Annotated in this window: 10 protein-coding genes and 1 pseudogene; 1 reads left to right on the forward strand and 10 read right to left on the reverse strand. The window is 71.4% G+C overall.

What is annotated here, in order from left to right; genetic code table 11:
• Positions 1-24 precede the first annotated feature (24 nt).
• From carB to B7C62_03960, 6 genes are all read right to left on the reverse strand, one after another.
• Complete coding sequence (gene carB / locus B7C62_03935; GenBank protein ARF71502.1) at positions 25-3,330, reverse strand: carbamoyl phosphate synthase large subunit; 3,306 nt, start codon at positions 3,328-3,330, stop codon at positions 25-27.
• Positions 3,323-4,486 carry a carbamoyl phosphate synthase small subunit gene (locus B7C62_03940; GenBank protein ID ARF71503.1) on the reverse strand — a complete coding sequence of 388 codons (1,164 nt, stop codon included), beginning with the start codon at positions 4,484-4,486 and terminating at the stop codon, positions 3,323-3,325. The genes carB and B7C62_03940 overlap by 8 nt, the downstream gene beginning before the upstream one ends.
• The gene (locus tag B7C62_03945) at positions 4,483-5,091 is read right to left on the reverse strand and encodes a hypothetical protein (GenBank protein ARF71504.1); all 609 of its coding nucleotides are present in this window, start codon (positions 5,089-5,091) and stop codon (positions 4,483-4,485) included. Before B7C62_03945 ends, B7C62_03940 begins: the two co-directional genes overlap by 4 nt.
• Positions 5,088-6,374, reverse strand: a complete 1,287-nt coding sequence (locus tag B7C62_03950) for a dihydroorotase (protein ID ARF71505.1) — start codon at positions 6,372-6,374, stop codon at positions 5,088-5,090. Before B7C62_03950 ends, B7C62_03945 begins: the two co-directional genes overlap by 4 nt.
• A 2-nt stretch (positions 6,375-6,376) precedes the next feature.
• Entirely contained in the window at positions 6,377-7,363 is a 987-nt protein-coding gene (locus B7C62_03955) for an aspartate carbamoyltransferase (GenBank protein ID ARF71506.1), read from the reverse strand.
• 98 nt (positions 7,364-7,461) lie between these two features.
• Positions 7,462-8,046, reverse strand: coding sequence for a bifunctional pyr operon transcriptional regulator/uracil phosphoribosyltransferase (locus B7C62_03960; GenBank protein ID ARF71507.1), 585 nt, complete (start codon positions 8,044-8,046; stop codon positions 7,462-7,464).
• Positions 8,047-8,268: 222 nt separating this feature from the next.
• On the opposite strand from B7C62_03960, the gene B7C62_03965 reads away from it, so the two are divergent.
• Entirely contained in the window at positions 8,269-8,769 is a 501-nt protein-coding gene (locus tag B7C62_03965) for a transcriptional regulator (protein ID ARF71508.1), read from the forward strand.
• A 206-nt stretch (positions 8,770-8,975) separates the two neighbouring features.
• On the opposite strand, the gene B7C62_03970 is transcribed toward B7C62_03965, so the two are convergent.
• From B7C62_03970 to B7C62_03985, 4 genes and pseudogenes are all read right to left on the reverse strand, one after another.
• Complete coding sequence (locus B7C62_03970) at positions 8,976-9,407, reverse strand: N utilization substance protein B (protein ID ARF71509.1); 432 nt, start codon at positions 9,405-9,407, stop codon at positions 8,976-8,978.
• Positions 9,408-9,409: 2 nt separating this feature from the next.
• Positions 9,410-9,976 (reverse strand): elongation factor P, encoded by a 567-nt coding sequence (locus B7C62_03975; GenBank protein ID ARF71510.1) that lies wholly within the window; start codon positions 9,974-9,976, stop codon positions 9,410-9,412.
• 50 nt (positions 9,977-10,026) lie between these two features.
• Positions 10,027-11,133, reverse strand: a complete 1,107-nt coding sequence (locus tag B7C62_03980; GenBank protein ID ARF71511.1) for a peptidase M24 family protein — start codon at positions 11,131-11,133, stop codon at positions 10,027-10,029.
• An 87-nt stretch (positions 11,134-11,220) separates the two neighbouring features.
• A pseudogene (locus B7C62_03985) lies at positions 11,221-12,170 on the reverse strand (hypothetical protein).
• Between the last annotated feature and the right edge of the window lie 17 nt (positions 12,171-12,187).

A 12,187-nucleotide genomic window follows, 5' to 3' on the forward strand; every position in this document is an offset into this window, starting at 1 on the left:
TTCCGGTGTCCCCCTGCTGGGCTGCTAGCGCGTCGCGGTCAGGTGTTCGGCGTGTTCCTGGAGGGAACGGACGCCGACATCGCCGCCGGTGAGGGCGTCGATGCCCTGGACGGCCGCGGCGAGCGCCTGGACCGTGGTCAGGCAGGGCACCGACCGGGCGACGGCCGCCGTGCGGATCTCGTAGCCGTCGAGCCGGCCGCCGGTGCCGTAGGGGGTGTTGACGATGAGGTCGACCTGACCGTCGTGGATGAGCTGGACGATGGTCTTCTCACCGTTCGGCCCCTCCCCCTCGGACTGCTTACGCACGATCGTGGCGTTGATCCCGTTGCGCTTGAGGACCTCGGCGGTGCCGGAGGTGGCCATCAGCTCGAAGCCGTGGGCGACCAGCTCACGGGCCGGGAAGATCATCGAGCGCTTGTCCCGGTTGGCGACCGAGATGAACGCCCGCCCCGATGTCGGCAGCGGCCCGTAGGCACCCGCCTGCGACTTCGCGTACGCCGTCCCGAAGACGGAGTCGATGCCCATGACCTCGCCCGTGGAGCGCATCTCCGGGCCGAGGACGGTGTCCACGCCCCGGCCGTGGATGTCGCGGAACCGCGACCACGGCATGACGGCCTCCTTGACGGAGATCGGCGCGTCCAGCGGCAGGGTGCCGCCGTCGCCGGTCTTCGGCAGCAGGCCCTCCGCCCGGAGTTCGGCGACGGTGGCGCCCAGCGAGATGCGGGCGGCGGCCTTCGCGAGCGGGACGGCGGTCGCCTTCGAGGTGAAGGGGACCGTGCGGGAGGCGCGCGGGTTGGCCTCCAGGACGTAGAGGATGTCCCCGGAGAGCGCGAACTGGATGTTGATCAGTCCGCGGACGCCGACGCCCTTGGCGATGGCCTCGGTCGAGGTGCGCAGCCGCTTGATGTCGAACCCGCCGAGCGTGATCGGGGGCAGGGCGCAGGCGGAGTCGCCGGAGTGGATACCGGCCTCCTCGATGTGCTCCATGACGCCGCCGAGGTAGAGCTCGGTGCCGTCGTAGAGGGCGTCGACATCGATCTCGATCGCGTCGTCCAGGAAGCGGTCGACCAGGACGGGCCGGGTCGGGCTGATCTCGGTGGACTCCGCGATGTAGGCGGCGAGGCGCGTCTCGTCGTACACGATCTCCATGCCGCGCCCGCCGAGCACGTAGGAGGGGCGGACCAGGACCGGGTAGCCGATCTCGTCCGCGATGGCCTTGGCCCCGGCGAACGTGGTCGCGGTGCCGTGCTTCGGCGCGGGCAGTCCGGCCTCGGCGAGGACCTGGCCGAAGGCGCCACGGTCCTCGGCGGCGTGGATCGCCTCCGGGGACGTACCGACGACGGGGACGCCGTTGTCCTTGAGCGCCTGGGAGAGGCCCAGCGGGGTCTGGCCGCCGAGCTGGACGACGACACCGGCGATCGGGCCCGCCAGCGACTCGGCGTGGACGATCTCCAGGACGTCCTCCAGGGTGAGCGGCTCGAAGTAGAGCCGGTCGGAGGTGTCGTAGTCCGTGGAGACGGTCTCCGGGTTGCAGTTGACCATGACGGTCTCGTACCCCGCGTCGCTCAGCGCGAAGGAGGCGTGCACACAGGAGTAGTCGAACTCGATGCCCTGGCCGATCCGGTTGGGGCCCGAGCCGAGGATGATCACCGCGGGCTTGGTGCGCGGCGCGACCTCGCTCTCCTCGTCGTAGGAGGAGTAGAAGTACGGCGTCTTCGCCGCGAACTCCGCCGCGCACGTGTCAACCGTCTTGTACACCGGCCGGATGCCCAGCGCGTGGCGGACCTCGCGGACGACGTCCTCGCGCAGCCCGCGGATCTCACCGATCTGGGCGTCGGAGAAGCCGTGCCGCTTGGCCTCGGCGATCAGACCGGCGTCCAGGCGCTCGGCGGAGGCCAGCTCGTCGGCGATCTCCTTGATCAGGAAGAGCTGGTCGACGAACCAGGGGTCGATCTTCGTCGCGTCGAAGACCTCCTCCTGGGTGGCTCCGGCGCGGATCGCCCGCATGACGGTGTTGATCCGGCCGTCGGTGGGCCGGACCGCCTCGGCGAGCAGCTCGGCCTTGTCCCCCACCGGGCCGGTGAAGGCGAACTGCGAGCCCTTCTTCTCCAGCGAGCGCAGGGCCTTCTGGAGGGCCTCGGTGAAGTTCCGGCCGATCGCCATGGCCTCGCCCACCGACTTCATGGTGGTGGTGAGGGTGGAGTCGGCGGAGGGGAACTTCTCGAAGGCGAACCGCGGGGCCTTGACCACGACGTAGTCGAGGGTCGGCTCGAAGGACGCCGGGGTCTTCTCCGTGATGTCGTTCGGGATCTCGTCCAGGGTGTAGCCCACGGCCAGCTTGGCGGCGATCTTGGCGATCGGGAAGCCGGTGGCCTTGGAGGCGAGCGCCGAGGAGCGGGAGACGCGGGGGTTCATCTCGATGACGATGACCCGGCCGTCGGTGGGGTCGATCGCGAACTGGATGTTGCAGCCGCCGGTGTCGACGCCGACCTCGCGGATGATCGCGATGCCGATGTCGCGCAGCCGCTGGTACTCGCGGTCGGTCAGCGTCATCGCGGGGGCGACGGTGATCGAGTCGCCGGTGTGGACGCCCATCGGGTCGAAGTTCTCGATGGAGCAGACGACCACGACGTTGTCGTTGCGGTCGCGCATCAGTTCCAGCTCGTACTCCTTCCAGCCGAGGATGGACTCCTCCAGGAGCACCTCGGTGGTCGGGGAGAGCGTGAGGCCCTGTCCGGCGATGCGGCGCAGTTCCTCCTCGTCGTGGGCGAAGCCGGAACCGGCGCCGCCCATCGTGAAGGAGGGGCGTACGACGACGGGGTAGCCGCCGAGGGTGTCGACGCCCTTGAGGACGTCGTCCATGGAGTGGCAGATGACGGAGCGGGCGGACTCGCCGTAGCCGGTCCTGGCCTTGACGGCCTCGACGACGCCCTTGAAGAGGTCGCGGTCCTCGCCCTTGTTGATCGCCTCGACGTTGGCGCCGATCAGCTCGACACCGTACTTCTCCAGCACGCCCTGCTCATGCATGGAGATCGCGGTGTTCAGCGCGGTCTGGCCGCCGAGGGTGGGCAGGAGGGCGTCGGGGCGCTCCTTCGCGATGATCTTCTCGACGAACTCGGGGGTGATCGGCTCGACGTAGGTGGCGTCGGCGATCTCCGGGTCGGTCATGATCGTCGCGGGGTTGGAGTTCACCAGGATGACCCGCAGGCCCTCGGCCTTGAGGACGCGGCACGCCTGGGTGCCGGAGTAGTCGAACTCGGCTGCCTGGCCGATGACGATCGGGCCGGAGCCGATGACCAGGACGGACTGGATATCGGAGCGCTTAGGCACGCTGGCCCTCCATCAGGGTGACGAAACGGTCGAAGAGGTACGCGGCGTCGTGCGGGCCGGCGGCCGCCTCGGGGTGGTACTGGACGCTGAAGGCAGGGCGGTCGAGGAGCTGGAGCCCCTCGACGACCTGGTCGTTCAGGCAGACGTGGGAGACCTCGGCCCGGCCGAACTCCGTGTCGGAGACCCGGTCCAGGGGGGCGTCCACGGCGAAGCCGTGGTTGTGCGCGGTGACCTCGACCTTGCCGGTGGTGCGGTCCTGCACCGGCTGGTTGATCCCGCGGTGGCCGTACTTCAGCTTGTACGTGCCGAAGCCGAGCGCGCGGCCGAGGATCTGGTTGCCGAAGCAGATGCCGAAGAGCGGGGTGGACCGCTCCAGGACGCCCCGCATGAGGGCGACCGGGTGGTCGGCGGTGGACGGGTCGCCGGGGCCGTTGGAGAAGAAGACGCCGTCCGGCTTCACCGCGTACACCTCCTCCAGGGTGGCGGTGGCGGGCAGGACGTGCACCTCGATGCCGCGCTCGGCCATCCGGTGCGGGGTCATGCCCTTGATGCCGAGGTCGATCGCGGCGACGGTGAACTTCTTCGTGCCGATGGCGGGGACGACGTACGTCTCCTTGGTGGCGACCTCGGCGGAGAGGTCGGCGCCGGTCATCTCGGGGGCCTGACGGACCTTGGCGAGGAGGGTGTCCTCGTCGGGGATCCCCGCGGCGGAGCCGCTGGTGAGCGCAGGGCCGGAGAAGATCCCGACGCGCATGGCGCCGCGCTCGCGCAGGTGGCGGGTGAGGGCGCGGGTGTCGACCCCGCTGATCCCGACGACGCCCTGGGCGGTCAGCTCCTCGTCCAGCGAGCGCCGCGAACGCCAGTTGGACGGCTTGCGGGCGGGGTCGCGGACGACGTAGCCGGAGACCCAGATGCGGGCCGACTCGGGGTCCTCGTCGTTCACCCCGGTGTTGCCGACGTGCGGGGCCGTCATGACGACGACCTGGCGGTGGTAGGAGGGGTCGGTCAGCGTTTCCTGGTAGCCGGTCATGCCGGTGGAGAACACCGCCTCGCCGAAGGTCTCCCCCACGGCCCCGTAGGCACGGCCGCGGAAGGTGCGGCCGTCCTCCAGGACGAGTACGGCGGGGGCCTGGGCCCCCCGGGTGGAGATCGTCATCGTGCGGTGCCTTCCGTAGGGGTGGTGGTGAGTTCCGCGGCGGCGGGGGCGCCGGCCAGCCGGTTGACGGCGTCGACCCAGGCCGGGTGCTCGGCGGCGTGGTCGGAGCGGAAGCCGGAGTCGATCAGGGTCCCGCCGTGGGCCCAGGTGACGATCAGCAGGCCGCCCTCGGGGAGGACCTTGCCCGCGAGCGCCTTGTCGAGGCGGGCCTCGCGCAGGGCCGTCGCCGGGATGAAGAAGTCGCTCGCACCGGGGCGTACGACGTCCAGGCCGCGGGCGGTGAGCCTGAGCTCGGCCCGGCTGCGGGTGCCGAGGCCGTGCGCGACGATCCGGTCGAGCCACTGCCCGGCGGTGGTGGAGGCGTGGTAGCGCCCCTCCAGCGTCAGCAGCGTCTCGTCGTCGGCGAAGCCCTCGGGGGTGGCCGCCAGACCGGGCAGGTCGGACTGGAGGCTTGCGCGCCACTTCCAGCCCTGGCGCATCAGCCAGTAGACGAGGGCGATGAAGAGCAGCAGCCCGATCACCCAGGCGATGCGGGCGGACCAGTCCGTCACTTCCGCCGACTTCTTCTCGGCGGCCAGCAGGTACAGGGGGGTCAGTGTTGTCACGCGAGCTTCCCGTCGACGACCGTGGCACGGCCCCGCAGGAAGGTATGGGTGACGCGGCCCGGCAGCTCGCGCCCCTCGTAGGGGGTGTTACGGCTGCGGGACGCGAAGCCCGCGGGGTCCACGGCTCCACGGTATGCCGGATCGACCAGCGTGAGGTTGGCGGGCTCACCCGCCGAGACGGGGCGGCCGTGTCCTTCGAGCCGGCCGATGGCCGCGGGGCGGAAGGACATGCGGTCGGCGACGCCCGCCCAGTCGAGCAGACCGGTGTCCACCATCGTCTGCTGGACGACGGAGAGCGCGGTCTCCAGGCCCACCATGCCCATGGCGGCGGCAGCCCACTCGCAGTCCTTGTCCTCGTGCGGGTGGGGGGCGTGGTCGGTGGCGACGCAGTCGATCGTGCCGTCGGCGAGGGCCTCGCGCAGGGCCAGGACGTCGGCCTCGGTGCGCAGGGGCGGGTTCACCTTGTAGACGGGGTTGTAGGTGCGGACCAGCTCGTCGGTGAGGAGGAGGTGGTGCGGGGTGACCTCGGCGGTGACGTTCCAGCCCTTGGACTTGGCCCAGCGGACGATCTCCACGGAACCGGCGGTGGAGAGGTGGCAGATGTGGACGCGGGAGCCGACGTGGGCGGCGAGGAGGACATCGCGGGCGATGATCGACTCCTCGGCGACGGCGGGCCAGCCGCCGAGCCCGAGTTCGGCGGAGACGATGCCCTCGTTCATCTGGGCGCCCTCGGTGAGGCGGGGCTCCTGGGCGTGCTGGGCGACGACGCCGTCGAACGCCTTCACGTACTCCAGGGCGCGGCGCATGATCACCGCGTCGTCGACGCACTTGCCGTCGTCGGAGAAGACCTTCACCCCGGCGGCCGAGTCGTGCATCGCGCCGAGCTCGGCGAGCTTCTTGCCCTCCAGGCCGACGGTGACGGCGCCGACGGGCTGGACGTCGCAGTAGCCGGACTCCTTGCCCAGGCGCCAGACCTGCTCGACGACACCGGCGGTGTCGGCGACGGGGAAGGTGTTGGCCATGGCGTGGACGGCGGTGAAGCCGCCGACGGCGGCGGCCTTCGTGCCGGTGAGGACGGTCTCGGAGTCCTCGCGGCCGGGCTCGCGCAGATGGGTGTGGAGGTCGACGAGGCCGGGCAGCAGGATCTGGCCCGCGGCCTCGATCACGGTGGCGCCGGGGGCGTCGATGCCGGTGCCCACCTCGGCGACGGTCTCGCCGTCGATCAGGACGTCCTGCGGCTCGCCGCCGAGGACCCGCGCACCGCGGATAATGATCTTGCTCATGGTTACTTGGTCTCCTCGGTACGGGCGGGGGCGGCGGACAGGGCGGTGTCGGAGCCGCCGAGCAGCAGGTAGAGCACGGCCATGCGGATGGAGACGCCGTTGGCGACCTGCTCGACGACCGTGCAGCGGTCGGAGTCGGCGACCTCGGCGGTGATCTCCATGCCGCGGACCATCGGGCCGGGGTGCATGACGACGGCGTGCTCGGGCATCTTCGCCATCCGCCGGCCGTCCAGGCCGTAGCGGCGGGAGTACTCGCGCTCGGTCGGGAAGTAGGCGGCGTTCATCCGTTCGCGCTGCACACGCAGCATCATCACCGCGTCGGACTTCGCCAGCACGTCGTCCAGGCTGTAGCTGACGTCGCAGGGCCACTGCTCGACGCCCACGGGCACCAGGGTGGGCGGGGCCACCAGGGTGACGTGCGCGCCCAGGGTGGTGAGCAGATGGACGTTGGAGCGGGCGACCCGGCTGTGCAGGATGTCGCCGACGATCGTGATCCGGCGGCCCTCCAGGTCCCGGCCGAGCCCGGCGTCGGGGCCGACGAGGCGCCGCCGCACGGTGAAGGCGTCCAGCAGGGCCTGGGTGGGGTGCTCGTGGGTGCCGTCACCGGCGTTGACCACGGCCCCGTCGATCCAGCCGGAGGTGGCGAGCCGGTAGGGGGCACCGGAGGCGCCGTGCCGGATGACGACGGCGTCGGCGCCCATCGCCTCCAGGGTCAGCGCGGTGTCCTTCAGGGACTCGCCCTTGGAGACGGAGGAGCCCTTGGCGGAGAAGTTGATGACGTCGGCGGAGAGCCGCTTGGCGGCGGCCTCGAAGGAGATGCGGGTCCGGGTCGAGTCCTCGAAGAAGAGGTTGACGACGGTACGGCCGCGCAGGGTCGGGAGTTTCTTGATCGGCCGGTCCGCGACCCGGGCCATCTCCTCGGCGGTGTCGAGGATCAGGACGGCGTCGTCGCGGGTGAGGTCGGCGGCCGAGATGAGGTGACGCTTCATCTGGGGTTCTCCGGTGGCTGGAGGGGGTGTTTCACGGCATGCGGGCGCGCGGGAGCGTCCGTACGGTCCCCCGGAAGGGCGTACGGGAGGGCTCGGGCTTACTGCGCGTCCGCGGGAGCGGCCTGCTGGACACCGAGCAGCACGGCGTCGCGGCCGTCCTCCTCGGAGAGCTGGACCTTGACCGTCTCCCGCAGCGACGTGGGGAGGTTCTTGCCGACGTAGTCGGCGCGGATCGGGAGTTCCCGGTGGCCGCGGTCGACGAGGACCGCGAGCTGCACGGCGCGCGGGCGGCCGATGTCGCCGAGCGCGTCGAGCGCGGCGCGGATCGTGCGGCCGGAGAAGAGCACGTCGTCGACCAGGACGACCAGGCTGCCCTCGATCCCCTCGCCGGGGATGTCGGTACGGGCCAGGGCCCGGGCGGGGCGCAGCCGCAGGTCGTCGCGGTACATGGTGATGTCGAGGGAGCCGACGGGGATCTTCCGGCCGGTGATCTCCTGGAGTTTGTCGGCGAGCCGGCGGGCGAGGAAGACGCCCCGCGTCGGGATGCCGAGCAGTACCACGTCGTCGGCGCCCTTGGCGCGTTCGACGATCTCGTGGGCGATACGGGTCAGAACACGGGCGATGTCGGGGGCCTCGAGAACGGGGCGCGCCGCGTTGCCGGTGTCGTCGTGCTGTGCGTCCATAAGAAACGGACCTCCTTCTCCGCCTCACGGGACGGACCTTAAAGGACGTCGAAATTACGTCATCCACGGTACCAGGGCTTGCGTGAGGCCCCGGCCCCGCCCCCTGGAGGTACGGGGTCCGGACCATTCGGCTTGACGCATCCAAGTAACGCTGCGTAACCTCACAGTGAGTTACCAGCCACGCGGCGGAGCCGCACACTGTTCCAGCGTCCGGGGAGCCATATGTCCAGCGAATACGCAAAACAGCTCGGGGCCAAACTCCGTGCCATCCGCACCCAGCAGGGCCTCTCCCTCCACGGTGTGGAGGAGAAGTCACAGGGCCGCTGGAAGGCCGTCGTGGTCGGTTCGTACGAGCGCGGCGACCGCGCCGTGACCGTACAGCGCCTCGCCGAGCTGGCGGATTTCTACGGGGTCCCCGTGCAGGAGCTGCTGCCCGGTACGACGCCGGGCGGAGCCGCCGAGCCGCCGCCGAAGCTCGTTCTGGACCTGGAGCGCCTCGCCCATGTCCCGCCGGAGAAGGCCGGTCCGCTCCAGCGCTACGCGGCGACCATCCAGAGCCAGCGCGGTGACTACAACGGCAAGGTGCTCTCGATCCGCCAGGACGACCTGCGCACGCTCGCCGTGATCTACGACCAGTCGCCGTCCGTGCTGACGGAGCAGCTGATCAGCTGGGGCGTCCTGGACGCAGACGCGCGCCGCGCGGTCTCCCACGACGAGAGCTGAGACCACAGGGGTCCACCGCCCACGGCGGACCCCGCAGCAGAAACGTGCCGCCGGTCCGGCGGGAGCCTTCGGGTTCCCGCCGGACCGGCGTTTTTCGTCGCCCGCGTCCGTGTCCACGCCGAAGGGCCCACGGTCGGCTGACCGTGGGCCCTTCTCGTGGCGTGCGTGCCGAGCGGCCCACCGGGGGCCTCCCTCCTCGCCGGGGGCTACTGCTCCCGGCGGAGGTTCGGCTTGAGGTCCTTGAAGCGGGCCAGCATGCCGTTCACGAACGACGGGGAGTCGTCGGTGGAGAACTCCTTGGCGAGCTGGACCGCCTCGTCGATCACCACGGCGTCCGGGGTCTCGTCCATCCAGATCAGCTCGTACGCGCCGAGCCGGATGATGCTGCGGTCGACGACCGGCATGCGGTCGATCTCCCAGTCCACGGCATAGGTGACGATGAGGTCGTCGATCCGGTCCGCGTACTGCGCGTACCCCTCGACGAGCTCCATCGTGAATTCGCCGACCGGCGGCTGACGGTCGTCGGTCCGCGAGTGCCGGACCCAGTCCGCGAGGACGCTCTGCACGGACTCACCGCGCTGGTCGGCCTCGAAGAGGATCTGGAAGGCGCGCTTGCGGGCCTTGTTCCGGGCGGCCACGGTTAGCTGTTCACCCGGCCGAGGTAGTCGCCCGTGCGGGTGTCGACCTTGATCTTCTCGCCGGTGGTGATGAAGAGCGGCACGCCGATCTCGTAACCGGTCTCCAGGGTGGCGGGCTTGGTGCCGCCGGTGGAGCGGTCGCCCTGGACGCCCGGGTCGGTGTGCTGGATGGTCAGCTCGACGGCGGCGGGCAGCTCGACGTAGAGCACCTCGCCCTCGTACTGGGCGACGGAGGCGGTGAAGCCCTCGATCAGGAAGTTGGCGGCGTCGCCGACGGCCTTGCGGTCGACCATGAGCTGGTCGTAGGTGTCCATGTCCATGAAGACGAAGTACTCGCCGTCCATGTACGAGAACTGCATGTCGCGGCGGTCAATGGTGGCCGTCTCGACCTTCACACCGGCGTTGAACGTCTTGTCGACGACCTTGCCGGAGAGCACGTTCTTGAGCTTGGTGCGCACGAAGGCGGGGCCCTTGCCGGGCTTGACGTGCTGGAACTCGACGACGGACCAGAGCTGGCCTCCGTCGAGCTTGAGCACCAGGCCGTTCTTGAGGTCGTTCGTGGAAGCCACGGTTGCGGAATCTCCTGGACTGAAGCTGGTGGAACGACCGGGAACGCGCGCTAGAGCGCGAGCAGCTCCTTGGTCGTCATGGTGAGTAGCTCGGGTCCGCCGTCCGCCTCGGGGCGCACGACGAGCGTGTCATCGATCCGGACACCGCCCCGGCCCGGGAGGTGGACCCCCGGTTCGACGGTGACCGGCACACAAGCGTCCAGTTTACCCATGGCTGTCGGTGCCAGTTGCGGGTCCTCCTCGATTTCGAGCCCCACACCGTGCCCGGTCCACGGCTGGAGCCCCTCTCCGTACCCCGCGGACTCCAGTGGATGCCGGGCGGCCCGGTCCACGTCCCGGTAGGCGGTGCCCGGCGCCAGGGCCTCCCGGCCGCCCCGCTGAGCGGCGAAAACGAGGTCGTACAGCTCGATCTGCCACTCGGCGGGGGCGGTGCCGATGACGAAGGTCCGGCCGATCTCGCAGCGGTAGCCGTGGTAGCTCGCGCCGAGGCGGACGGAGAGGAAATCGCCCTCCTCCACCCTGCGGTCCGTGGGGCGGTGGCGCCCCTGGCCCGCGTTGGGGCCGGTGGCGACGGAGGTGGCGAAGGCGGGGCCGTCCGCCCCGTGGTCGACGAGGCGGCGTTCCAGTTCCAGCGCGAGATGGCGTTCGGTGCGGCCGACCAGGATCGATTCGAGGAGCTCGCCGAGGGCCTGGTCGGTGATCTCGGCGGCGATCCGCAGACAGCCGATCTCCTCCTCGTCCTTGACGATCCGCTGCTGCTCCACGGTGAACCCCAGATCGGCCAGGAGCAGGCGCGGGGCGGCCTTCCCCATGGCCCGGTGCCGGGCCACGGTCAGGTCGTGCTCCTCCACGGCGAGCGAATCGGCGCCCGAGGCGGCGGCGAGACCGGCGGCGGCCACCACCGGATCGCCGTCCGGGACGGGCAGGACGTCGACCCGGAGCGCCTCGTCGGGCCGCCCGTGGCCGCCCTCGCCGGTGGGGGCGCGGGGGCAGAGCAGAACGTCCTCGCCGGGGCCGAGCAGCAGCACGGCGCCGGGAGGCGCTCCGCCCGCGAGATAGCGGACGTTGGCGGGGCGGGAGACCAGGGCGGCCGCGGACCCCGCGGCGGCGCACCGGTCGCGGAGCAGCCCGCGTCGGACGGCGTGCACCTCAGACATGCTTCGAGCGTACGAGCGGGGGCCGCTGCCCGCCCGGTCAGCGCATCCGACCGGGGGGACGGGTGCCGGGGCACCGACGGGGAGGCGCTACCAGGCGGGCGGGGACGCGATGGAGCGGGCCAGCACGTCGTCCAGGACGCGGGCGGTGGTCTCGACGTCGTACGTGGAGTTGTCGATGATCGGCAGCCCGGAGCCGTACCAGCCGGCCATCCGGCCGTGGATGCGGGCGACCTCCTCGTCGGAGAGCCTGCGGTTGCCGCTGCGGGCCGCGTTGCGCTCCAGGACGATCTCCAGGCCGGGCAGCAGGACGACGGGCAGCAGCCCGGGGCCCACATGGCGCTTCCAGCCGCCGAGGCCGACGACCGGGCGGTCGGGGAAGACGGCGTCGTCGAGGATGCAGGAGATGCCGTTGGCGAGGAAGTTACGGGCGGCGAAGCCGCAGGTGCGGCGGGCCAGCCGGTACTGGGCCTCGGAGTGGTCGTTCCAGCCTGCCTGCGGGTCGGCGAAGCCGGAGCAGACCCATTCGCGGACGTCGTCCAGGGAGACATGGGCGGTGGGCACCCGGCGGCGGGCCGCCCAGAGCCGGGCCACGGTGGTCTTGCCCGCTCCGGCCGGGCCGATCAGCAGCACGGCGAGCGTGGCGCCGCCGGTGCCGGGCTCGGCGGGCGGTGCGGGCAGCGGCACGGGGCCGCCCGGGGGGCAGCTGGACGTGTCCGGTGGGCTGGCCGCCGGAGGGCGGCGGGGTGGGCCCGGTGCCGCTCCAGCCGTACTGGGGGGGCCTGGCCCGGGGTGGGCGGGGCCGGAGGGGCCGGGGGCTGGGGCGCCTGGCCGGGGGCGGGCGGGGGCGGCGGTACGTGGCCCGGGCCGGGAGACTGCGGGGCCTGTCCCGGAGCCGGAGGTCGGGGCGCCTGTCCCGGAGTCGGGGGTATCGGGGGCGGTCCGGGGGGACCGGGGTGCTGGGCCTGGTGCGACCAGCCGGCAGGACCGTTCCCGGGTCCCTGGGGCGGCGGCAGCGGGGCCCCCACTGCGTGCTGCATCCGGTGCCACTCCGTCT

This window comes from Kitasatospora albolonga, assembly GCA_002082585.1.
Taxonomy (GTDB): domain Bacteria; phylum Actinomycetota; class Actinomycetes; order Streptomycetales; family Streptomycetaceae; genus Streptomyces; species Streptomyces stephensoniae.